This is a genomic window from Halioglobus maricola (assembly GCF_009388985.1).
GTDB lineage: Bacteria > Pseudomonadota > Gammaproteobacteria > Pseudomonadales > Halieaceae > Halioglobus > Halioglobus maricola.
In genome coordinates this window covers 3,510,502-3,532,686 of the sequence record NZ_CP036422.1, presented here as the reverse complement: position 1 = coordinate 3,532,686, position 22,185 = coordinate 3,510,502, and the positions used below count along the sequence as shown (strand labels likewise).

Here is a 22,185-nt window from a genome sequence, read left to right as displayed (position 1 = left end):
TCAGGGGGCGGCGATTATAGCAGCTTCCAGGTGGGTTTCAGCGCTCATTGAATTGGTGATCAGACAGGCGTCCTCGGCTTTCTGCAGCAGCCTGAGGGCTTTGGCTTCATCGGTCCCGGCGGGGACGGTGAGGGTCGCGTTTATGTTAATGGCGGTGAACTTGGTGATCCGCTCGACCCGGTCCAGAACACCATCGGCGTTGGCTTCCAGCGTGTTCCATTCCAGCTTTGAAGCGCGGGCGATGGCGCGGAAGGTGAGGATGAAACAGTCCGCTACCGAGGCCACCAGCAGGTGCTCTGGCGACCACTGGTCACCGGGTCCGCCAAATTCAGCCGGCGGAGCGGATACCAGTTGCGGCATATTGCCGCTGTCGATGGCGATATTACCGTCTGCTTCTGCCGCAGCGCTGACCTGGTAGTGGTGGGGGAAATCCTGCACGGTGTTTACTCCTGCTATGGGTTGGTTGAGCAGGATTGTAGCAGAGTGAAATCAGGTTCAGGCGAAGGAGAAGGCCGGCTGTTGTTGCGGGCTGTCCTGCCACACGGGCACTTCCCACAACTGGGGTTGCTCAGGAATATCTTCCGCCGGAGGCAGGGCCACATCAATATACTGATTGCCGCCGCGCTGTTTGAGGATGTGCACCTTGCGGTACTCACGCATCTGCAGGCGCAGGCCGGCGGGGGCGTGGTTACGCGCTGCACTGTGGGGGCGGAACAATACTGCCATGCTGTCGCTGTCGGCGGCTGCCAGTTGCAACTTGCGCAGCTCACCGTAGCTATACTCGTGAGCCCCCAGCCAGCTGAATACGGCGCTGCTGGTACTGCTTCGCAGAGCCTGCTCGGTTGCCCAGAGCAGGTCTTCGCGGCTCTTTGGATGTACCAGCAAGATCTGGTCGGTGTCGATGCCGCGGGCCTTGAGCAGGGGAGCGTAAGGAGTGAACGGAGGGGCGATGAATACCTGCCAGCGGCCCTCGGCACTGAGTTTTTCCATCGCCGGCAGGAACAGGCCCATGGAGCCCAGACCGCAGCCGTCACTCAGGACTTCCACGGTGTTGCCCAGAGGCCAGCCGCCGCCACGCAATTCGCTATTCAGGGTGTTGTAGCCGGTGCTCAGGGCTTCTACGTCCAGATGGCGGTCGCCATTGGCGGAAAGGGCGGCATAATTGCCGCGCCAGGTGTCGTTGCGATTGATAACTTGCTGCAGTGCCTGGTTCATATTGGGCCTCTCTTTCTCTTTGCTGTCTGCTGTATTCGCTAATCTACTGTATGTTTATACACTGTATGTATTCACAGTAGTTGTGCTGCAGGCAGAATGCAAGGCCCTGGGCAGGGGAATTAGTTGGCAAAAAGAGAGTGTGTCGTAAAAAACGACAGGTGGGTCTCAGGGCTTAATGGCCAGCCGCAGGACGAGGTTTTCCAGATTGTCCCAGGGTTTGCCGCTGGCAAAACCCTTGATCGAACCGTCGACAGTGGAGGCCTGCTCCAGCAGCGAGGTGAGGGAGACACTGCTGTGGCGAGATAGTGCCCCCTGCATGAGCGACATGCGGTTCTTCCACACGCGCAGCCCGCTCAGTACCTGCTGCGGCGACTGTCCTGCGTCCACCTGCTGGCGAGCTTGATACAGGGTGCGTATTTCCCGCAGCAAGGCCCATAGGGCCACGGCGGGCTCAGTGCCTTCACTGCGCAGGCCGTGGAGCATTTTGAGGCTGTCACTGGCGTTGCCCCTGAGCGCGTGGTCGGTCATGTCAAACAAGTTGTAGCGGGCGTTGTTGGACACTGACGCGGTGATGGTCTCAGCGCTGATGTGGCCGTCGGCGGCCAGAAGCTTGAGTTTTTCCACTTCCTGTACGGCGGCCAGCAGGTTGCCTTCGACCCGGTCACAGAGGAGCTGCAGGGCGTCGTTGTCGATGGTCATGCCGGCACCGCTGAAGCGTTGTTGCAGCCAGCGTGGCAGGTCGCGGGCCTCTACCGGCCAGATCTGCAGCGTGGCACCGGCCTTGTCGAGGGCTTTGTACCACTTGCTATTAGTCGATTGCTTGTCGATCTTGCCGGAGACAATGAGCAGAATATCCTCGCTGTCTGCGGCCATTTCCAGGTATTCACACAGGGCCTTGCTGCCGTCGGCGCCGGGCTTGCCGCTGGGCAAGCGGATCTCCACCAGTTTGCGTTCAGCAAAGAGGGACATGCTGGAAGCGCTGTGCAGAATCTCATCCCAGTTGAAGCGCGGCACGACGTCGATGATCTCGCGGTCGGCGCAACCGGCGTCGCGTGCGGCCCTGCGCACCATGTCACAGCACTCCTGCACCAGTAAGGTCTCGTCGCCGCTGATCAGATAAACAGGAAGAAGTTGTTGCTTGAGATGGCCGGCGAGTTTCTCGGGGTAGAGGCGCATCGAGAGAAGTTAAGCCTCAGGCGCCTGGCTGGCGGCGAAGAAAGCGATGCGGCGCAAAATTTGCTGCGACAGTTCACTGCGCATCTCGGCTTTGAGAATGCGGACTTCTTCGGCCTTGCCCACCACGTTCTGGGGGTCGTTCTCCATTTGTTTGATCACTGTAGCCGTGGTGTCGGGCATCACGCTCTGGCCGTTGACGCTGTTCAGTGAAAACGTGGAGCGCATGGTGAGCTCGAACTCTGCGGCACGAGTATCTGCGTCCAGAGACAGGTTGCGCTGACTGAACCGCTCGGGGCCAAGCACCATCAGGAAGTTGGCCTCATCGCGGGCTTCGGCCCACTGGATACCAGCGTTGGCAAAGCGCAGCTTTACCTCGCGGCTGAATTCGCTGTTGGGGTTGCTGGTGACCAGAAATAGTGAGCGCCACTCCTCGGGCACGCTGGTGCCACCGGCGCCGCGCAGCTGGAAGCCGCATCCGGCCAGCAGCGCCGCAGCGCACAGGACGATGAGAGTGGAGGCAAGGCGCCGCTGCATAGTCATTACCGGTGAGATATCAGTTGGCAACAATATTAACCAATTTACCCGGCACTACAATCACCTTGCGTACTGTGACCCCATCGAGGAACCGCTGGACATTGTCCTGGGCAAGGGCGGCGGCCTCGGCAGCGGCTTTGTCGGCGTCGGCCGGCAATTCCATCTTGGCGCGCACCTTGCCGTTCACCTGTACCACCATCTCAATGCTGTCGCGGGTGAGGGCGGCCTCATCGACGGTGGGCCAGAGCGCGTTGAGCACATCGCCGGTGCCGCCAAGAGCGGGCCAGAGTTGATGACAAATATGCGGGGTGATCGGGTTTAGCATCAGCACGATAGCGCGCAGGGCCTCATCGAGTACGGCGCGGCTCTGGTCTTCATCACCCAGTTTGCCCAGTTCGTTGCACAACTCCATCACCGCGGCGATGGCGGTGTTGAAGGTCTGGCGGCGACCGAAATCGTCGCTGACTTTGGCAATCGTCTCGTGGGCTTTGCGGCGGGTATTCTTCTGCTGTTCGTTCAAGGCGCTTACATCGAGCGCGGGTGCAGGGCCTGCCTCTATATGGCCGTTCACCAGTTTCCACAGACGCTTGAGGAAACGATTGGCGCCTTCTACACCGGAATCGGCCCACTCCAGGGACTGTTCCGGAGGCGCAGCGAACATGGAGAACAGACGGACGGTGTCGGCGCCGTAGCGGTCGATCAGTGATTGTGGGTCGACGGTGTTGCCTTTCGATTTGGACATCTTGGCGCCGTCTTTCAGCACCATGCCCTGGGTAAGCAGGCGGATAAACGGCTCGTCGGAGGTGACCAGGCCCTCGTCGCGCAGCAACTTGTGGTAAAAGCGCGAGTAGAGCAGGTGCAGGATCGCGTGTTCAATACCGCCTACATACTGGTCTACCGGGGCCCAGTAGTCGGCCTCGCCATCCAGCATAGCCTGGTCATTATTGGCGCAGCCATAGCGAGCGTAGTACCAGGACGATTCCATGAAGGTGTCGAAGGTATCGGTTTCGCGCGTTGCAGCGCCGCCACATTTGGGGCAGTTGGTCTCATAGAACTCGGGCATTTGCTTTAACGGTGAACCGATGCCCTCGAAAGCGACCTCAGTGGGCAGCACCACGGGCAGGTCTTCTGCTGGCACAGGTACCGCGCCGCAGTCGTCGCAGTTGATAATGGGGATGGGTGCGCCCCAGTAACGCTGGCGGGAAACGCCCCAGTCGCGCAGGCGGAAGTTCACCTTGCGTTGGCCCTGGTTCTGAGCGGCCAGTTTGTCGGCAATTGCTTTAAAGGCCTCGTCGAAGTCGAGGCCATCGAACTCGCCGGAATTCACAGTGCGAGTGTCTTTGCTCTTTTCCGAATACCAGTCCTGCCAGGTGCCGGCATCGTAGTCAGCACCTTCTTTGCTCACCACCTGCACAATGGGAAGGCCGTACTTGGTAGCGAATGCGTGGTCGCGCTCATCGTGGGCGGGAACAGACATGACCGCACCTGAGCCGTAACTCATCAGTACAAAGTTGGCGACCCAGATGGGTACCGGCGCGCCAGTGAGCGGATGGGTGGCGGTAAGCCCGGTATCCATGCCCAGTTTTTCCATGGTGGCCATGTCGGCCTCGGCCACTTTGACGTTGGCCTGGGATTCGATGAATTTTGCCAGTGCCGGATTGTTTTCAGCCGCCTGTTTGGCCACCGGGTGTTGCGGTGCAACGGCCATATAGGTGGCGCCCATCAGGGTGTCAGGGCGAGTCGTATAGACGGAGAGTGGCTTGCCGTTGAAGTCGAAGTCCAGCTCGACGCCTTCCGAGCGGCCGATCCAGTTGCGCTGCATGGTGCGAACCTGTTCCGGCCATTGGTCCAGGCCGTCCAGGTCGTCGAGCAGTTGCTGGGCGTAATCGGTGATCTTGATAAACCACTGGTCAATCTCACGGCGCTCCACCGGGTTGTCGCAGCGCCAGCAGCAGCCGTCGACAACCTGTTCGTTGGCGAGCACGGTCTGGTCGGTTTCACACCAGTTCACCTCGGCCTTCTTCTTGTAGGCCAGGCCTTTCTCAAACAGGCGGGTGAAGAACCACTGCTCCCAGCGGTAGTAGTCCGGGTCACAGGTGGCGAGCTCTCGGTCCCAGTCATAGGCAAAACCGAGCTGGCGCAGCTGTTCGCGCATGTACTCGATATTTTGTTTGGTCCAGGCAGCGGGGGGCACGTTGTTCTTGATCGCCGCGTTTTCCGCCGGCAGGCCGAATGCATCCCAGCCCATGGGCTGCAGCACGTTCTTGCCCTGCATGCGCTGGTAGCGGGCGATAACGTCGGCAATCGTGTAATTGCGCACGTGGCCCATGTGTAGCTTGCCACTGGGGTAGGGGAACATGGCGAGGCAGTAGAACTTCTCGCGATCGTCGTCCTGTGCCACGGCAAAACTGCTGTTTGCCAACCAGTGGGCCTGGGCATCACGCTCCAGGATGTCGGGCTTGTATTGCTGCTCCATTGCGGTCGCTGTGCTCGTGTAATTTCAGTGAAAAAAAGAGGGCGAAGTCTACCAGTAATCGGACGCTATTCCGACTCCCGCCAGAAACTCAGATACATGAGCCACATCAGCAGCAGACCCATGGCGCAGATGATGATGACAGGGAAGGACCCGAAGCTGCCAAATGGCGTCTTGCCCAACATGGGCTGGACTTCCCCCGTCAATACCGCTTCAACAAACTGCTCGGACTGTTTGATCACCTGCCCGCGGTGGTCAATCAGTGCCGACACTCCGTTATTGGTGCCGCGGATCATATAGCGCCCGTTCTCCAGGGCGCGCATCTGCGCCATCTGCAGGTGTTGCAGGGGGCCGATAGAGTCGCCAAACCAACTGTCGTTGCTGATGGTGATGAGCAGGTCGGCATCGCGGGCACCGGCAGCGACAAGGTCGGGATAGACGACCTCGTAGCAGATGGAGGGTGCCACGCGGTAGGTGCCGACCTCCAGCGGTGGCTGGTCTGCCGGCCCGCGGCTCTGGAACGACATGGGCAGATTGAAGAATTCGATCAGGCCTCGCAGGTAGTTTTCCAGCGGGACATATTCACCGAAGGGCACCAGGCGCTGTTTGAGGTATACGCCTCTGCCCTGGCCCAGGGCAGTAATGCTGTTGTAGTAGCGCTCGTCCCCCTCCGGGCGATTGGGTATGCCGGTGATCAGCGTGGTATCCGCTTCCCGCGCCCGCGCGGCGATCGGGTCGAGGAAGGGTCGGGCACGCTCGTACAGGTTGGGGATGGCAGCTTCGGGCCACACCAGGATGTCGTGGCCCATCAGCGGCATACTGGCGCCGCGAAGCTGATGCAGGATGGGTAGGTAGTAACTTTTTTCCCATTTGTGTTCCTGGGGAATGTTGGGCTGGTAAATGGCCACTGATAGCGGTTTTTCGCTGGCCAGGGCGACCCACTGAATGGGTTTGAGCACCCCGCCGCCGGCCCACAGGGTGGCCACGATCACGGCGTAGGTCATCAGGGCAATACCCTGGCGGCTGCGCCAGGCCAGGAACAGGCAGGTACCGGTCAGGGCGCAGATCAGGGACAGGCCGTAAACGCCGACAATCGGAGCCCAGCCCGCTATGGGCGTATCGATGTGGGCATAACCGAGGAACAGCCAGGGGAAGCCGGTGAGGAACCAGCTGCGCAGCCATTCAAAGAGCACCCACAGCATCGGGAAGCCCACCAGCATGCCACCGGGCAGGGGGCGCACAAAGCGCACATAGAGCCAGGCGAAGACAGCGGGAAGTAGAGCCAGGCCGGCACAGAACAGCCCTGTCAGGAAAATTGCCAGCGGTACACCGGCATTCCCGTGTTCGTGGATGCTCACGTAGACCCACGATGCGCCAGTGCCAAACAGGCCCAGGCCGAACAGCCATCCGCGCCAGAACCCGCGAGGAGGGTTGCAGGTACTGAGTAAGTAAGCGAACAGGGCGCAGCTGAGTATGCCGCCTGGCCAGAAGTTGTAGGGCGCCAATGACAGGGTCACCAGGGCTCCCGCCAGTGGGCTCAGCAGGAGAACCAGCAGGGGGTGTAAGCCGGGCTGATCGCTGCGCATGGTCCGGGGGTCAGCTCTTGCCGGGCCGCATGCGCAGGCTGTGAACCTTGCGTTGATCGGCGTTGATTACCTGAAATTCGAAGTTGTCGATCACAGCCACTTCATTGCGGGTGGGCATGTGGCCAAACGCCTGGATGACGAGGCCGCCGATGGTGTCGAATTCCTCGTCGCTGAAACTGGTTTTGAAGTGTTCGTTGAAATCTTCGATGGGGGTGAGAGCCTTGATAAAGTAGTCGTCGTCACTGATCTTGCGAATGAAGCGATCTGCCATTGCATCGGTCTCATCCTCGATCTCGCCCACGATTTCTTCGAGGACATCCTCGATCGTGACCAACCCGGCGACACCGCCGTATTCATCGATCACGATGGCCATGTGGTTGCGATTCTCACGAAATTCCCGCAGCAGAACATTGAGGCGCTTGCTCTCGGGTACGACAACTGTGGGCCGCAACAGCGGCTCCAGGCGGAAATCGTTGTGTTCTTTGCTCAGTACCAGCGGCAGCAGGTCTTTGGCCAGCAGGATGCCGAGAATATCGTCAGAGCTCTCGCCGACTACGGGGTAGCGCGAGTGGGCGGAACGGGTAATCTGAGGCAGAATTTCCTCGAGCGTGGATTCCGCCCTGATCAGTACCATCTGCGCGCGCGGAATCATGATGTCACGCGCCTGCATATCGCTGACCTGCATGGCGCCCTCGATGATGTTGCGAGCGTCTTCGTCGATGACCTCGTTCTCCGCGGCCACCGCCATCACGGCTTCCAGGTCTTTGCGCGTGCGCGGTTCAGCTGAAAACAGCTGACCAATTTTTTCCAGCCAGGATTTCTCCCCGTTGTCGGGGCCTGATGGGTCTGTGCTCATGCGCTCACTTGCTCCTCGAGCTGATCACCCCGGTAGGGGCAAGGATAATTAAGGGTCGAGAGGATCTCTGTTTCCAGGGCCTCCATGACCTCGGCTTCCTCGTCGTCGATATGGTCGTAACCCAACAGGTGCAGGGTGCCGTGGATAAACATGTGGGCCCAGTGGGCATCGAGGGGCTTGTTTTGTTCCCTCGCTTCGCGCGCCACGACTTGCACGCAGACGACGATGTCGCCCAGCAGTGGGAGCTCGAGTTCGGGTGGCAGGTCGCTGGGAAACGACAGCACGTTGGTGGATCCGGTTTTGCCGCGCCAGGCCTGGTTGAGAGCCGTCATTTCGGCTTCCTCTACAAGGCGCACGCTGATCTCGCTATCTGCCTGTCGCTGCTCGGCCAGGGCTGCTGTGATCCAGCGCCGTATGTCATCCTCGTCGGGGGCCGGGTCAGCACTCTCGCGCTGAATGTCGATCTCAAGGTTCACAGCTTGCCGGAATCCAGTGGTTTTGCCGTGTTCTCGTGGGTGTCGTAGGCCTGCACGATACGCTGTACCAGTGGGTGGCGCACGACATCCTTGTTGGCGAAGTAGGTGAAGCCGATGCCTTCCACGCCGTCGAGAATATTGCTGGCGTGGGTGAGGCCGGATTGAGCGCCGCGGGGCAGGTCGATCTGGGTGGCGTCACCGGTAATCACCGCCGTAGAGCCGAAACCGATCCGGGTCAGGAACATCTTCATTTGTTCCCGCGTTGTGTTCTGGGCCTCATCGAGGATGATGAAAGCATTGTTGAGCGTGCGGCCGCGCATGAAGGCGAGTGGGGCAACTTCAATAATATTGCGCTCGATGTACTTGTTGACGGTTTCGAAGCCAAGCATCTCATACAGCGCGTCGTATAGCGGGCGCAGGTAGGGGTCGATCTTCTGCGACAGATCGCCGGGCAGGAAGCCGAGCTTTTCGCCCGCTTCCACCGCTGGCCGCACCAACAGAATGCGGCGTACGCGCTCCTCGAGCAAGGCTTCAACCGCGCAGGCCACCGCCAGATAGGTTTTGCCGGTACCCGCGGGACCGATGCCAAAATTGATATCGCTCTGTTTGATTGTGCGCACGTAGCCCTGCTGGTTTTTACCGCGGGGTTTGATTGACGCGCGCTTGGTGCGGATGACCTGGATGGTTTCAACCGGAGAGCCGTTCTCAGCGGCCTCGGCAAGGCTTTCCAGCCCCGCCTGCTGCAGCTGCAGGTGCAGGGATTCCGGGCTCAGGCCCACCCCCTGGCACAACTCTGCGTAAAGGTGCACCAGCAGCTCTCTGCCGGTGGCGACGTTGACCGCCGGCCCTGCCAGTTGAAACTGGTTGCCGCGATTGCTGATCTGGATACCCAGGCGCTGTTCAATCTGGCGCAGGTGACCGTCCAGATGGCCGCAGAGCATGGCCAGATGACGGGCGTCATTGGGTTCGAGGGTAAGGCTTTGTTGCGTCGCCGGCTGGGGAGCCGGGTCAGGCGCTGGGGTTTCGCTATTCAAATTAGTAGTGGGCCCGCAACCGGGCTGTCATTGATAGGGTAAAGGATATACCGGAATGGCGCGCCGTCAACTCGCGGCGAGTACACCGCGCAGTGAGTTGGGTAAGGCTTCCATCACTTCAACATCGGCAAACTGGCCGATGAGGCTGTGGTCGGTACAGGAGAAATTGACGGCGCGGTTGTTCTCGGTGCGCCCCTGCAACTGGCCCGGATCTTTCTTCGAGACGCCGGTGACCAGGATTTTCTGGGTGGAGCCTACCATGCGGCGGCTGATGTCCTGGGCGTGCTGGTTGATTCGGTTCTGCAAAATCTGCAGGCGTTGCTTCTTCAGTTCCTCCGGCGTGTCGTCAGGCAGGTCGGAAGCTGGCGTGCCGGGGCGGGCGCTGTAGATGAAGCTGAAAGACATATCGAAGCCGATGTCTTCGATCAATTTCATGGTGTCGGAAAAATCGGCCTCGGATTCACCGGGGAAACCGATAATAAAGTCGGAAGAGATGCTGATGTCGGGGCGGATCTTGCGCAGGCGGCGAATCTTGGACTTGTATTCCAGCGCGGTGTGGCCGCGTTTCATGGCATTGAGAATCTTGTCTGAGCCGCTTTGTACCGGCAGGTGCAGGTGGTCGACCAGCTGCGGGATGTCAGCGTAAGCCTCGATCAGCGCATCGGAAAACTCGACCGGGTGAGAAGTGGTGTAGCGGATTCGCTCGATACCGGGAATTTTCGCCACGTAATGCAGCAGTTCGGCGAAATCGACGATCTCACCCTCGTGGCTATCGCCGCGGTAGGCATTCACATTCTGCCCGAGCAGGTTGACCTCGCGGACGCCTTCACCGGCCAGATGGGCTACCTCGGCAATAACGTCGTCGAGCGGGCGGGAGACCTCTTCACCCCGCGTATAGGGCACCACGCAGAATGTACAGTACTTGGAGCAGCCTTCCATAATGGAGACAAAGGCCGTTGGGCCGTCCACCCTGGGTTCCGGCAAACGGTCGAATTTCTCGATCTCGGGAAAGCTCACATCGACCACAATCGTGCCGCCAGGGCCCTTGTTGGCCTCTCGCTGCTCCATCATGTCGGGCAGGCGGTGCAGGGTCTGGGGGCCGAATACCAGGTCGACATAGGGAGCACGCTTGCCAATTTCCTCGCCTTCCTGGCTGGCGACACAGCCGCCCACGCCGATAATGAGATCCGGATTCTTTTGCTTCAGGTGTTTCCAGCGGCCCAGTTGATGGAATACCTTCTCTTGGGCTTTTTCTCTTATAGAACAGGTGTTTAGGAGCAGGACGTCGGCCTCTTCCGGGCTGTCTGTTTGCACCAGGTCATGACTGTCCTCGAGCAAGTCGCGCATACGAGCGGAGTCGTATTCGTTCATCTGGCAGCCGTGGGTCTTGATGTACAGTTTCTTGCTCACAAATCCTCGTTTCCCGCGGGTTCATTGCCGCTGGTAAGTTCGATCTTGAAAAGGGCTGCGGATTATACAGAGGGATTTCTGTGAAACCTAGTGCTGGCGCGGCTTTCGGGGTGGTAATTGTGGCAGATGGTGGTAATATTGCCGCCCCCTGAAAATCACGGCTGTTCAGGGATTGACCAATCAGCCGTCCCACGAGGAAACCATGCCAGCTCAATCCGTCTACAAAGTCATCTTCCAGAACGGCAACCAGGTCTTTGAGGTCTTTGCCCGGCAGATTTACCAGAGTGATATGTGGGGCTTTATCGAGGTTGAAGAGTTCGTTTTTGGCGAGCGCTCGCAGATTGTGGTCGATCCTTCCGAAGAGAAGCTCAAGACTGAGTTCGCGGGGGTGACGCGCAGCTATATTCCTATGCAGGCGATCTTGCGTATTGACGAGGTCGACAAGGAAGGCGAGGTCAAGATTTCGGATGTTCAGCCGGTCGAGTCTGGCGGTAATGTGGCCAGCTTCCCATTTGCGGGTTCTCCGCCGCCGCAGACTTCAGACGAATAGACTCTCCATTTGGGTTTTTCTCGCCCAGTCGCCCACCACCCGGTGGGCTCATTACCAGCGAAATCTCGAGTCATTAACGCAATGCTTGTCTGATACTGGCTAGTTTGACGCAGAGTACGAAAGCTTCTGCTGTCGCCTGCACATCTTCCAGCGAAGGGTAGCTGGGGGCCAATCGGATATTGGAATCCTCTGGATCGTTGCCGTAGGGATAAGTGGCACCGGCGGGTGTCAGGGCGACGCCGATATCTGCTGCCAGTTTCACGACTTCCCTGGCCAGCCCGGGGCGGGTATTGAAGGAAATGAAGTAGCCGCCTTCGGGTGAAAGCCATTCTCCCATCCCTGTGCCGCCAAGTTCACTTTCCAGCGTTGCCAGCACCGCCGCAAAGCGGGGGCGCAGCAGTTCGGCGTGTTTCTCCATGTGGGCGGCGATGCCTGCTGCAGATTGGAGTAGTTTTACGTGGCGCAGCTGGTTGACCTTGTCCGGGCCGATGCTCTGGAAGCCGAGGTGCTCTTTGAAGGCGCTCAGGTTGGCCGCGCTGCTCGACATGAAAGCGACGCCGGCGCCGGCGAAGGTGACTTTTGAAGTGGAACCGAATTGGAATACGCTGCTTTCGGTGCCGTGTTTTACGCAGTATTCGCGCAAGTTGGCCAGGGCAGGGGCGGCGGCGTTGATAGTGTGCACGGCGTAGGCGTTGTCGTACATGACGATGAAGTCGTCGCCGGCGATGTTACCCAGTTTGGCCAGCCGCTCGATCGTGTCGTCGCTGTAGACGCAGCCGGTGGGATTGGAGAAGCGGGGTACGCACCAGATGCCCTTGATGGCAGGGTCGGCGCTCACCCGTTTTTCAACTTCGTCCATCAGTGGGCCGTTCTCATCCATGGGCACAGGGATCATTTCGATGCCCAGGTGCTCACAGATGGCGAAGTGGCGGTCGTAGCCGGGCACGGGGCACAGAAACTTCACCTCGTCTGAGTTGCCCCACGCGGATTCGGGGCCGCGCAGGCCTACGCTCAGGGCGAAGTCGACCACGGTGTACATCAGGGTAAGGGAGGAGTTGCCACCGATCACGATCTCGTTGTCAGGGGTGCCCAGTACTGTGCTGAACAGGGCCTTGGCCTCGGCCAGGCCGTCGATGCCGCCGTAGTTGCGCACATCGGTGCCATTGGCAGCGGTGTAGTCGCCCTCGAGAATGCCGTCCAGGGCATCCGATAGTGCCACCTGCTCGGTGCCGGGTTTGCCGCGGGTGAGGTCCAGCGCGAGATTGCGCTCGGCCAGTGCCTGGTATTGGGATTGAAGGGCTTCGAATTCGCTGTTGAGTTCAGCGGCAGACATTTGCTCGATATGCACGGGACCTTCCTACTGTGGTCTAGACTTTGAGGCGGGGAGTATAGCCGTGAGGCGTCCGACGGAACAGTCGCCGAGCCTTTCACGCTTGAATTTGGCGGTTGCGGCCGCATATCCAAGGGAGTTGTATATCCCTGAGGACACGCATGAACGAGCACGAAGAAGAAGCGGTAGAGGCAGAAATTCTCGAGCCTGAAAACGCGGCCAGCACTCCCGCTGTTGCCGACGATGTGCTGCCGGATACCCTATACCTGATGCCGGTCCCCAACCGCCCCTTCTTTCCCGGTCAGGTGCAGCCCGTGGGTATTAATCCTCAGGATTGGGCGAGTACGCTGGAAGCGGTGGCGAAGTCTGGCACGGGCCTGATCGGCTTATCTTATGTGCCGCCGGGAGAAAACGGCAAAATTGACCTCCGTCGCTTCCCGGAAATGGGTTGTGTGGTGCGCCTGCACAAGCCGCCAAAGGGTGTCGAGCAGCCAGGCCAGTTTATGGCCCAGGGTATGCGTCGCTTCCGCATTGTGCGCTGGTTGAGTGAAAAACCGCCTTACATGGTGCAAGTGGAGTACCCCCGCAGTCAGGGCGACAAGGACTCCGATGAGATCAAGGCCTATGCCATGGCCCTGATTAAGGAGATCAAGGAGCTGCTGCCGCTGAACCCGCTTTACAGCGAGGAGCTCAAGCGGTACCTGTCTAATTTCAGTCCCACCCAGCCCAGCTTGCTGGCAGACTTCTCCGCAGCGCTCACCACGGCGTCGGGCGAGGACCTGCAGGAAATACTCGATACCTTGCCACTGCGCTCGCGCATGGAAAAAGTGCTGAACCTGCTGCGCAAAGAGCGCGAGGTCGCAGAACTCCAGGGCCAGATTACCAGTCAGGTGAACGAGAAGGTCAGTGACCAGCAACGGGAATTCTTCCTGCGCGAGCAGTTGAAGATCATCCAGAAAGAACTGGGTATTTCCAAGGACGATCGCACCTCCGACGCCGAGATGTTTGAGGAGAGGATCTCCCGCCTCAAGTTGCCGGAGGCCGTGGCCCGACGCATCGACGATGAGATGCAGAAGCTGTCGGTACTGGAGACAGGTTCACCGGAGTATGGCGTCACCCGGAACTACCTCGACTGGGCGACTTCCGTGCCCTGGGGTGTGCACTCTGACGACAATCTGGATATCAAGCACGCACGCGGTGTACTCGCAGATCACCACGATGGGCTCGAGGATGTAAAAGAGCGGATACTCGAGTTTCTGGCCGTGGGGTCCTTCAAGGGTGAGATTTCCGGCTCAATTCTGCTGTTGGTGGGGCCGCCAGGCGTGGGTAAAACCAGCATCGGTCGCTCGGTGGCAGATGCCCTCGGGCGCGAATTCTATCGCTTCAGCCTCGGCGGGATGCGCGATGAAGCTGAGATCAAGGGCCATCGGCGCACCTATGTCGGCGCGATGCCTGGAAAATTTGTCCAGGCGCTGAAAGAGGTCGAAGTTTCCAATCCGGTGATCATGCTCGACGAAATCGACAAGATAGGTGCCTCCTATCAGGGGGACCCGGCCTCAGCGCTGCTGGAGGTTCTGGACCCGGAGCAGAACAGTGAATTTCTCGACCACTATCTCGACCTCCGCGTGGATCTCTCCAAAGTGCTGTTTGTCTGCACGGCCAATCAGCTGGATACCATTCCAGGGCCGCTGCTCGACCGCATGGAGGTGACCCGGCTCTCGGGCTATGTGGCCGAAGAGAAGCTGGCGATTGCCCGCAACCACCTCTGGCCAAAGCAGCTCAAGCGCCACGGCCTGGAGTCGGATCAGCTCAAAATCAACGACGCCGGTCTCAAGTATGTGATCGATTCCTACTGCCGTGAGGCGGGGGTGCGTAGCCTTGAGAAGCAGCTGGCCCGCATTATGCGTAAATCCATAGTGCGGATGCTCGATGGCGACGAGACGAAGCTGCGAGTCGGTAAAAAAGACATCGACGACCTGCTCGGCAAGCCGCCTTTCGTGCCGGATAAGCCCGTGCGAGGCCTGGGCGTGGCCACTGGCCTCGCCTGGACAGCCATGGGGGGCGCGACACTGCCGATCGAGTCATCGCAGATTCATACCCTGAATCGGGGGTTCAAGCTGACCGGGCGCCTCGGTGAGGTGATGCGTGAATCGGCCGAGATCGCCTATAGCTATGTCATCGCCCATCTCAAGGATTACGGTTGCGACCGTGACTTCTTTGATATGTCGATGGTTCACCTGCACGTGCCGGAAGGGGCAACCCCGAAGGATGGGCCCAGCGCCGGTATCACCATGGCCACAGCCCTGGTGTCTCTGGCGCGCAAGGAGCGCATCAAGCGGCCGCTGGCGATGACCGGGGAGCTGACTTTGACGGGGCAGGTGCTGCCGGTGGGAGGGATCCGCGAAAAAGTGATTGCCGCCCGGCGCAGCAAGATCATGGAGTTAATCCTGCCACATGCGAACCGGCGCGACTTCGAGGAGCTGCCAGATTTCCTGCGGGAGGGTATTAACGTGCACTTCGCACGCAACTACCGCGAGGTCTTCGAGTTTGTGTTTCACGAGCACCGCAAGGACAAGTCGCTGCACTGAGTCGGGGGGGGGCGGCGCCTTGGCTGGTCAGTAGTCTTCGTTGACGTCCGAGAGCTGTTCGTTAAGGGTCAGGAAGTCCCACAGAATGCCCAGGCCTAGCAAACCGGCAGTAAACATATAGAGGATGCCGGTGAACCACTTGCCCATATACATGCGGTGTATGCCCAGCCAGCCAAGGAAGGTGAGCAGAATCCAGCTGAGGTCGTAGTCGACCGGGCCGGGCACGAAGCGGCGGTCGGCTTCCCGCGACATTCCGGGAATCAGTAGCAGGTCGATAATCCAGCCAATAAAGAACAGGCCCAGGGTGAAGAACCAGATTGCGCCTGAGATCTGCTTGCCGTAATAGAAGCGGTGGGCGCCGATAAATCCGAAGATCCACAGCAGGTAGCCCATGAATACAGAGTGCGTGCCTTCCTGTCGGTTCAACGTCCTTCTCCTGTGATGAATGCCCAGCCATGGTGTTGGCTGCAGCTATCGCCGTCAAGGGGCTGCCTGGTCAGTGCGTTGTCTATACTGATCTGGATCATGGCTGTGTGCCCGTAAGACGGTAGGCTAGTCAGTAAACCCCATTCGCTTTTTTTGAGGAGCATGTATGTCCGTAGAGCACCACGATTTACACCACGAATTCCCCGATCTTCACGATCGTATTCACGAATTAAAGATGAACGATGCGCATTTTCGCCGTTTGTTTGATGAATACCATGAGCTCACGACCAACATCGAGAAGATGGAAGACGAGGTGACGCCGGTCGCGACGCGCACCGAAGAGGAAGCGAAGGTACGCCGCCTGCACCTGAAGGACGAGCTCTACCGGATGCTTACGGCAGCTTGAGCATGGCCTACGAAGCACTTAAGACGGAACTGGAGCAGCGTCTGGCTGCGATGCAGAAGCGTCTGGCCAGTATCAAGGCAGATGTCACCCAGGAGCACTCTGGCGATTCGGCGGAACAGGCCCAGGAGCGAGAGAACGACGAGGTGGTCGACGCCATCGGCAATGAAACGCGCCTGTCCCTGCACGATATCCAGGTTGCTCTGGATAAGCTCGCTGATGGCACCTACGGCCTGTGTGAGTCTTGTGGTAGCGACATCGGGGAGGGTCGCCTAAAGGCAATCCCCGAGGCAACGCGCTGTGTGAGCTGCGCTGACGCCTGATAGTGGGGCCCTGCGGGGTCCATTTTCCTTCCGTATGCGTAAGTCGTTGGTCTTTATATAACCAGTCGGTATAATGCGCCCGGTTTGGGTGGAAAGTGGTTACATTTTGGCCCTGCCCTCAGTGCCACCTGAGCCATCAAAGTGGTAAAAATCACCGTTCTGGCGTCTCTGCTAAATTAATTCCAAACCCGCCTTGACAGTACCCCGGCTGATCCTTAGAATTCGGCTTCCTTTTTCGGGGGGTCCCTTTGCGGGCCTCTGGTTTTTTATTTGATTGGAGTTAGGTCAGGTGCAGAATCAACGTATTCGTATCCGTCTCAAGGCTTTTGACCACAAGCTGATCGACATGTCGACTCAGGAAATTGTGGAAACTGCGCGCCGTACTGGTGCACAGGTTAAAGGCCCCATTCCCCTTCCTACCAGGAAGGAGAAGTACACAGTGCTGGTTTCCCCGCACGTAAACAAGGACGCACGTGACCAGTACGAAATTCGTACGCACAAGCGTCTGTTAGACATCGTGGAGCCTACAGAGAAGACTGTAGACGCCCTGATGAAACTGGACCTGGCAGCAGGTGTAGAAGTACAGATCAGTCTTGGCTAACGACAATTCGTAGCAAGACCTGCTCGGGATTACTTATTAAGTGACCCGGGTGTGTAATGCCCAGCTACTCTTTTGAGCGGTTGGGCAGCCATAGAGGGTAAGTAGCCCCGTACACTGAGAGGTTAGCAAAATGGCTATTGGCTTAGTCGGCCGTAAGTCCGGTATGACTCGTGTCTTTACCGAAGACGGCGCATCCGTTCCAGTAACCGTAGTGGAGGTTTCTCCAAACCGCGTTACTCAAATCAAAGAGCTCGAGACCGATGGTTATCGAGCAATTCAGGTCACTGCGGGAAACCGCAAGGCCTCTAAAGTGAGTAAATCCGAAGCGGGACATTTCGCGAAAGCGGGTGTCGAAGCAGGCGTTAGCCTGTCGGAATTCCGTCTGGAAACAGCAGACGAAGCGCCTGAAGTTGGCTCCGAGCTGACTGTCGAGCGTTTTGAAGCTGGCCAGATTGTGGATGTTACTGGTAAGTCCAAGGGTAAAGGTTTTCAGGGCGGTGTTAAGCGCTGGAACTTTGCCATGCAGGACGCCACGCATGGTAACTCTATTTCACACCGTGCCCCTGGTTCTATCGGTCAGTGTCAAACACCTGGTCGTGTATTCAAGGGCAAGAAGATGGCGGGCCACATGGGTGCCGAACAGGTAACTACCCAGGGTCTGGAAATCGTCCGTGTTGATGCCGAGCGCAATTTGCTGCTCATTAAGGGTGCCGTACCAGGTGCTCCCGGTGGTGACGTCGTCGTACGCCCCACCATCAAGGCATAAGGTTAGGGGGTCTCTAACGTGGAACTGAATGTAGTTAAGCCGGGTAATGTAGAAGCAGGCAAAGTGTCTGTTTCTGATGTTGCCTTCGCTAAAGAGTACAACGAAGACCTGGTTCACCAGGTTGTTACTGCCTTTTTGGCAGGCGCTCGCCAGGGCACTCGTGCCCAGAAGAACCGCGCTGCGGTTTCTGGCGGTGGCAAGAAGCCCTGGCGCCAGAAAGGCACCGGTCGCGCTCGTGCGGGAACTATCCGTTCTCCCATCTGGCGTTCCGGTGGTGTGACCTTCGCGGCCCAGCCGCAGGATCACGGCCAGAAAGTGAATCGCAAGATGTATCGCGCAGGGCTGCGCACCATTATGTCTGAGCTCGCGCGCCAGGATCGTCTGGTAGTGGTAGAGAGCCTGGATCTGGAACAGCCCAAAACCAAGTTGCTGGTTCAGCAGCTGGGCGAATTCGGTGTGGAGAGCGCTTTGATCGTTTCCACTGAAGTAGGTGAGAACCTCTACCTGGCGTCTCGCAACCTGCACAAGGTTGATGTACGTGATGTAGATGGTGTCGATCCTGTCAGCCTGATCGCTCACGACAAAGTGATTGTCACTGTTGATGCAGTGAAGAAGTTTGAGGAGATGCTGGGATGAACCAGGAGCGCGTATTCCAAGTGTTGGTAGGCCCGCACGTTTCCGAAAAGGCCGCCATCGTGGCTGATGAGAACAACCAGTTTGTTTTCAAGGTTGCCGTTGACGCAACCAAGGCAGAGATCAAGAAATCTGTCGAGCAGCTGTTTAAGGTCAAGGTCGACAATGTCTGCACCCTCAAGGTGAAGGGCAAGGTAAAGCGCAACCGTTTCGGTGCCAGCGCGAAGCCGACCTGGAAGAAAGCATATGTACGACTGGAGCAGGGTCAAGACATCGACTTTGCGACTGTTGAGTAAGGAGTCGGATCACCATGGCAGTAATGAAGAGTAAGCCCACTTCACCCGGTCGTCGTCACGTCGTCCGCGTTGTCAGTGAGGATCTGCACAAAGGTGCACCGCATAAGCCTTTGCTGGAAAAGCAGAGCCGCAACGGTGGCCGCAACAACAACGGTCGTATCACCACACGTCACGTTGGCGGTGGTCACAAGCAGCACTACCGTGTTATCGATTTCAAACGCACCAAGGACGGTATTCCCGCCAAGGTTGAGCGTCTGGAATACGATCCGAACCGCACTGCGCACATTGCGCTGATGTTGTTCGCCGACGGTGAGCGTCGCTACATCATTGCCCCCAAGGGCGTGAAAGCCGGTGACGTTCTGCAGTCCGGTTCCGCTGCACCGATCAAGACAGGCAACTGCCTGCCGCTGCGCAACATCCCAGTGGGTTCTGTTGTGCACGCGATTGAGTTGAAGCCTGGTAAAGGCGCTCAGATAGCTCGCTCCGCTGGTGCTTCGGTTCAGCTGGTTGCTCGCGAAGGTCAATACGCCACCCTGCGTCTGCGCTCCGGCGAGATGCGTAAGGTACTGGCTGACTGTCGCGCTACCCTGGGTGAAGTGTCCAACTCAGAGCACAGCCTGCGTAAATTGGGTAAAGCTGGTGCCGCACGCTGGCGCGGTGTTCGCCCGACAGTTCGCGGTGTTGCGATGAACCCGGTTGATCACCCCCATGGTGGTGGTGAAGGCCGTACTTCAGGTGGCCGTCATCCGGTCAGCCCATGGGGTACTCCTACCAAGGGTTACAAGACACGCAAGAACAAGCGTACCGACAAACTTATCGTGCGTCGCCGCGGTAAGAAGTAACGGTTGACTAGAGATTAGAGGAATAGATTGTGCCGCGTTCACTTAAAAAAGGTCCTTTTATCGACCTGCACCTGATGAAGAAGGTAGAAACCGCGCTTGAAAGCAACGATCGTCGTCCGATTAAGACCTGGTCGCGCCGTTCAATGGTTTCTCCGGACATGGTTGGTCTGACTATCGCCGTTCACAACGGTCGTCAGCACGTACCTGTACTGATTAACGAAGACATGGTTGGCCACAAGTTGGGCGAGTTCGCAGTAACCCGCACCTTCAAAGGCCATATCGTAGACAAGAAGGCGAAGCGCTAAGCGCTGCGTAACGAGGTTTAGGAAATGGAAGTTGCAGCAAGACTGAAAGGCGCGCGTATCTCCGCGCAGAAAGCCCGTCTGGTCGCTGACCAGGTCCGCGGCAAGCCTGTGGAAGAAGCGCTGAACCTGCTGGAATTCAGCAACAAGAAGGCAGCTCACATCGTCAAGAAGATCCTTGACTCTGCGATTGCCAATGCCGAGAACAACGAAGGCGCAGATGTAGACGAACTTAAAGTCTCTACTGTTTTTGTTGACGAAGGCATGACCATGAAGCGCCTGCGCCCCCGTGCGAAGGGTCGCGCAGACCGAATTTTGAAGCGTAGCTGTCACATTACTGTGAAAGTTGCGGACGACGAAGGCTAAGGAGACCAAGACATGGGTCAGAAAGTACATCCCGTCGGTATCCGCCTGGGTATTGTTAAAGACCATAACTCTATCTGGTACGCCGACAGCAAAAACTACTCCAAGCAGTTAATTACTGATCTGGAAGTGCGCGCATACATCGAAAAGGCTTTGGATCACGCATCTGTAAGCCGCGTTGTAATCGAGCGCCCTGCACAGACTGCTCGCATCACCATCCACACTGCTCGTCCCGGTATCGTGATTGGCAAGAAGGGTGAAGATGTTGACGCACTGCGCAAGGAACTCACCAAGCAGATGGGTGTGCCTGTGCACATCAACATCGAAGAGATCCGCAAGCCGGATCTGGATGCCAAGCTGGTAGCTCAGAACGTAGCTCAGCAGCTGGAGCGTCGCGTTATGTTCCGTCGCGCTATGAAGCGCGTCGTACAGAATGCCATGCGCCAGGGCGCCGAAGGTATCAAGATCCAGGTAGGTGGCCGTCTGGGCGGTGCTGAAATCGCGCGTACTGAATGGTACCGCGAAGGTCGTGTGCCTCTGCACACCCTGCGCGCCGACATTGACTACGCAACCTACGAAGCCGCCACTACCTACGGCATCATTGGTGTGAAGGTTTGGATCTTCAAAGGCGAAGTTATCGGTGGCGACGAAGCCAACGAGAAGAAGTCAGCAACTAATTAAGGGTTACGCAGATGCTTCAACCAAAGCGTACAAAATTTCGCAAAACTCAGAAAGGTCGTAACCGCGGCCTTGCCCATCGCGGCAGCAAAGTGAGTTTTGGCGAATACGGTTTGAAAGCGACAGGTCGCGGCCGCGTTACAGCGCGCCAGATTGAAGCGGCTCGTCGTGCTATGACTCGTCACATTAAACGTGGCGGTAAAATCTGGATTCGTGTCTTCCCCGACAAGCCTATTACAGGCAAGCCGTTGGAAGTACGTCAGGGTAAAGGTAAAGGTAACGTTGAATACTGGGTAGCCCAGGTTCAGCCCGGCAAAGTACTTTACGAAGTACAGGGCGTATCTGAAGAGCTGGCGCGTGAAGCGTTTGAGCTCGCTGCTGCCAAGATTCCGGTTGCCACAACATTTGTTAAACGGTCGGTGATGTGATGAAAGCTAGCGAATTGCGTGAAAAGTCCGCTGAGGACCTGAACAAGCAGTTGCTTGAGTTGCGTGAAGAGCAGTTCAAGCTGCGTATGCAGTCGTCTACTGGTCAGCTGGGGCAGACACACTTGCTCAAGCAGAACCAGCGCGACATCGCGCGCGTTAAGACTGTACTTACACAGAAGGCAGGTAACTAAATATGTCAGCTGCAGAAAATCGTACACGTACGGCAACCGGTCGGGTTGTCAGCAACAAGATGGATAAGACGATCACTGTATTGGTCGAGCGCCGGGTCAAGCACCCTGTGTATGGCAAATACATTACTCGTTCTTCCAAGATCCATGCGCACGATGAGAACAACCAGTGCGGAATGGGTGACACTGTAACTGTTGCCGAGTCTCGTCCGATTTCCAAGAGCAAGACCTGGAAACTGGTAGAAGTAGTAGAGAGCGCCGCCGCGGTCTAAGCACCGGGCACAGGACAGAGATTTTGCGGTGATAAACCGCAGTTTGGAGTAAGAGATGATTCAGACACAGTCGTATTTGGAAGTCGCAGATAACAGTGGCGCACGTCGTGTGATGTGCATCAAGGTGCTGGGCGGTTCCAAGCGTCGCTACGCGCGTGTAGGTGACCTGATTAAGGTGACCGTTAAGGAAGCTATTCCCCGCGGCAAGGTTAAGAAAGGCCAGGTGATGACTGCTGTTGTGGTTCGGACAAAGAAGGGTGTTCGCCGAGGCGACGGTTCCCTGATCAAGTTTGACGACAATGCTGCAGTTCTGCTGAACAACCAGGACGCGCCTATCGGCACCCGTATCTTCGGGCCGGTAACTCGCGAACTGCGTGGCGAAAAGTTCATGAAGATTATTTCCCTGGCCCCTGAAGTTATTTAAGGCCGAGGAGAG

28 protein-coding genes are annotated in these 22,185 nt (G+C 57.9%); 16 read left to right on the top strand and 12 right to left on the bottom strand.

The annotated features are described in order from the left end of the window. From EY643_RS16075 to miaB, 10 genes are all read right to left on the bottom strand, one after another. Entirely contained in the window at nucleotides 1–438 is a 438-nt protein-coding gene (locus EY643_RS16075; protein WP_153240178.1) for an OsmC family protein, read from the bottom strand. Nucleotides 439–495: 57 nt separating this feature from the next. Continuing rightward, nucleotides 496–1,215, bottom strand: coding sequence for a translesion DNA synthesis-associated protein ImuA (gene imuA / locus EY643_RS16070; protein WP_153240177.1), 720 nt, complete (start codon nucleotides 1,213–1,215; stop codon nucleotides 496–498). A 165-nt stretch (nucleotides 1,216–1,380) separates the two neighbouring features. Beyond that, nucleotides 1,381–2,391 (bottom strand): DNA polymerase III subunit delta, encoded by a 1,011-nt coding sequence (holA, locus tag EY643_RS16065; RefSeq protein WP_153240176.1) that lies wholly within the window; start codon nucleotides 2,389–2,391, stop codon nucleotides 1,381–1,383. A 9-nt stretch (nucleotides 2,392–2,400) separates the two neighbouring features. After that, nucleotides 2,401–2,925, bottom strand: coding sequence for an LPS-assembly lipoprotein LptE (locus tag EY643_RS16060; RefSeq protein WP_153240175.1), 525 nt, complete (start codon nucleotides 2,923–2,925; stop codon nucleotides 2,401–2,403). Nucleotides 2,926–2,944: 19 nt separating this feature from the next. Next, nucleotides 2,945–5,401: a leucine--tRNA ligase gene (gene leuS, locus EY643_RS16055; RefSeq protein WP_153240174.1), complete on the bottom strand. Its 2,457-nt coding sequence runs from the start codon at nucleotides 5,399–5,401 to the stop codon at nucleotides 2,945–2,947. A gap of 65 nt (nucleotides 5,402–5,466) precedes the next feature. Then, nucleotides 5,467–6,984 (bottom strand): apolipoprotein N-acyltransferase, encoded by a 1,518-nt coding sequence (lnt, locus tag EY643_RS16050; protein WP_153240173.1) that lies wholly within the window; start codon nucleotides 6,982–6,984, stop codon nucleotides 5,467–5,469. Between the two features lie 10 nt (nucleotides 6,985–6,994). Next, on the bottom strand, nucleotides 6,995–7,840 hold the full coding sequence (locus EY643_RS16045) for an HlyC/CorC family transporter (RefSeq protein ID WP_153240172.1): 846 nt from the start codon (nucleotides 7,838–7,840) through the stop codon (nucleotides 6,995–6,997). After that, entirely contained in the window at nucleotides 7,837–8,316 is a 480-nt protein-coding gene (ybeY, locus tag EY643_RS16040) for an rRNA maturation RNase YbeY (protein ID WP_153240171.1), read from the bottom strand. Before ybeY ends, EY643_RS16045 begins: the two co-directional genes overlap by 4 nt. After that, on the bottom strand, nucleotides 8,313–9,350 hold the full coding sequence (locus EY643_RS16035) for a PhoH family protein (protein ID WP_240732737.1): 1,038 nt from the start codon (nucleotides 9,348–9,350) through the stop codon (nucleotides 8,313–8,315). The genes ybeY and EY643_RS16035 overlap by 4 nt, the downstream gene beginning before the upstream one ends. Nucleotides 9,351–9,416: 66 nt before the next feature. Continuing rightward, the gene (miaB, locus tag EY643_RS16030; protein ID WP_240732914.1) at nucleotides 9,417–10,721 is read right to left on the bottom strand and encodes a tRNA (N6-isopentenyl adenosine(37)-C2)-methylthiotransferase MiaB; all 1,305 of its coding nucleotides are present in this window, start codon (nucleotides 10,719–10,721) and stop codon (nucleotides 9,417–9,419) included. A 241-nt stretch (nucleotides 10,722–10,962) separates the two neighbouring features. Between miaB and EY643_RS16025 the strand changes: the two genes are divergently transcribed. Next, on the top strand, nucleotides 10,963–11,310 hold the full coding sequence (locus EY643_RS16025; protein WP_153240169.1) for a DUF1820 family protein: 348 nt from the start codon (nucleotides 10,963–10,965) through the stop codon (nucleotides 11,308–11,310). Between the two features lie 73 nt (nucleotides 11,311–11,383). Here the strand turns inward: EY643_RS16025 and EY643_RS16020 are convergent, their stop codons facing one another. Further along, nucleotides 11,384–12,658, bottom strand: coding sequence for an aspartate aminotransferase type Ic (locus EY643_RS16020; RefSeq protein WP_420841627.1), 1,275 nt, complete (start codon nucleotides 12,656–12,658; stop codon nucleotides 11,384–11,386). A gap of 143 nt (nucleotides 12,659–12,801) precedes the next feature. Here EY643_RS16020 and lon point away from each other — a divergent pair, with 143 nt between their 5' ends. Then, nucleotides 12,802–15,228 (top strand): endopeptidase La, encoded by a 2,427-nt coding sequence (gene lon / locus EY643_RS16015; protein WP_153240168.1) that lies wholly within the window; start codon nucleotides 12,802–12,804, stop codon nucleotides 15,226–15,228. Between the two features lie 27 nt (nucleotides 15,229–15,255). Here lon and EY643_RS16010 read toward each other — a convergent pair whose 3' ends face one another. Continuing rightward, nucleotides 15,256–15,621, bottom strand: a complete 366-nt coding sequence (locus EY643_RS16010; protein ID WP_153241094.1) for an NINE protein — start codon at nucleotides 15,619–15,621, stop codon at nucleotides 15,256–15,258. Nucleotides 15,622–15,820: 199 nt separating this feature from the next. On the opposite strand from EY643_RS16010, the gene EY643_RS16005 reads away from it, so the two are divergent. The 14 genes from EY643_RS16005 to rplN all read left to right on the top strand — a co-directional run bounded on the left by EY643_RS16005 (nucleotide 15,821) and on the right by rplN (nucleotide 22,173). Continuing rightward, nucleotides 15,821–16,060, top strand: coding sequence for an HP1242/YdcH family protein (locus EY643_RS16005; protein ID WP_153240167.1), 240 nt, complete (start codon nucleotides 15,821–15,823; stop codon nucleotides 16,058–16,060). A gap of 2 nt (nucleotides 16,061–16,062) precedes the next feature. Continuing rightward, nucleotides 16,063–16,380, top strand: a complete 318-nt coding sequence (locus EY643_RS16000; protein ID WP_153240166.1) for a TraR/DksA family transcriptional regulator — start codon at nucleotides 16,063–16,065, stop codon at nucleotides 16,378–16,380. Nucleotides 16,381–16,669: 289 nt separating this feature from the next. Next, a complete protein-coding gene (gene rpsJ / locus EY643_RS15995; protein WP_117955610.1) occupies nucleotides 16,670–16,981 on the top strand; it encodes a 30S ribosomal protein S10 in 312 nt (103 codons plus the stop codon). 130 nt (nucleotides 16,982–17,111) lie between these two features. Further along, nucleotides 17,112–17,747 carry a 50S ribosomal protein L3 gene (gene rplC, locus EY643_RS15990; RefSeq protein WP_153240165.1) on the top strand — a complete coding sequence of 212 codons (636 nt, stop codon included), beginning with the start codon at nucleotides 17,112–17,114 and terminating at the stop codon, nucleotides 17,745–17,747. Nucleotides 17,748–17,765: 18 nt separating this feature from the next. Beyond that, on the top strand, nucleotides 17,766–18,383 hold the full coding sequence (rplD, locus tag EY643_RS15985; protein WP_153240164.1) for a 50S ribosomal protein L4: 618 nt from the start codon (nucleotides 17,766–17,768) through the stop codon (nucleotides 18,381–18,383). Then, the gene (rplW, locus tag EY643_RS15980; protein ID WP_153240163.1) at nucleotides 18,380–18,676 is read left to right on the top strand and encodes a 50S ribosomal protein L23; all 297 of its coding nucleotides are present in this window, start codon (nucleotides 18,380–18,382) and stop codon (nucleotides 18,674–18,676) included. The genes rplD and rplW overlap by 4 nt, the downstream gene beginning before the upstream one ends. A 14-nt stretch (nucleotides 18,677–18,690) precedes the next feature. Continuing rightward, nucleotides 18,691–19,518 (top strand): 50S ribosomal protein L2, encoded by an 828-nt coding sequence (gene rplB, locus EY643_RS15975; protein WP_153240162.1) that lies wholly within the window; start codon nucleotides 18,691–18,693, stop codon nucleotides 19,516–19,518. A 29-nt stretch (nucleotides 19,519–19,547) separates the two neighbouring features. Continuing rightward, on the top strand, nucleotides 19,548–19,823 hold the full coding sequence (gene rpsS / locus EY643_RS15970; RefSeq protein ID WP_066055377.1) for a 30S ribosomal protein S19: 276 nt from the start codon (nucleotides 19,548–19,550) through the stop codon (nucleotides 19,821–19,823). Nucleotides 19,824–19,847: 24 nt separating this feature from the next. Continuing rightward, nucleotides 19,848–20,186 (top strand): 50S ribosomal protein L22, encoded by a 339-nt coding sequence (gene rplV, locus EY643_RS15965; RefSeq protein ID WP_153240161.1) that lies wholly within the window; start codon nucleotides 19,848–19,850, stop codon nucleotides 20,184–20,186. 12 nt (nucleotides 20,187–20,198) lie between these two features. Beyond that, nucleotides 20,199–20,864 carry a 30S ribosomal protein S3 gene (rpsC, locus tag EY643_RS15960; RefSeq protein ID WP_153240160.1) on the top strand — a complete coding sequence of 222 codons (666 nt, stop codon included), beginning with the start codon at nucleotides 20,199–20,201 and terminating at the stop codon, nucleotides 20,862–20,864. Nucleotides 20,865–20,875: 11 nt separating this feature from the next. After that, on the top strand, nucleotides 20,876–21,289 hold the full coding sequence (gene rplP, locus EY643_RS15955) for a 50S ribosomal protein L16 (RefSeq protein ID WP_153240159.1): 414 nt from the start codon (nucleotides 20,876–20,878) through the stop codon (nucleotides 21,287–21,289). Continuing rightward, nucleotides 21,289–21,480: a 50S ribosomal protein L29 gene (gene rpmC, locus EY643_RS15950; protein ID WP_153240158.1), complete on the top strand. Its 192-nt coding sequence runs from the start codon at nucleotides 21,289–21,291 to the stop codon at nucleotides 21,478–21,480. The genes rplP and rpmC overlap by 1 nt, the downstream gene beginning before the upstream one ends. Before the next feature lie 2 nt (nucleotides 21,481–21,482). Beyond that, complete coding sequence (rpsQ, locus tag EY643_RS15945; protein ID WP_153240157.1) at nucleotides 21,483–21,749, top strand: 30S ribosomal protein S17; 267 nt, start codon at nucleotides 21,483–21,485, stop codon at nucleotides 21,747–21,749. A 55-nt stretch (nucleotides 21,750–21,804) separates the two neighbouring features. After that, complete coding sequence (gene rplN / locus EY643_RS15940) at nucleotides 21,805–22,173, top strand: 50S ribosomal protein L14 (RefSeq protein ID WP_153240156.1); 369 nt, start codon at nucleotides 21,805–21,807, stop codon at nucleotides 22,171–22,173. Nucleotides 22,174–22,185: the final 12 nt, after the last annotated feature.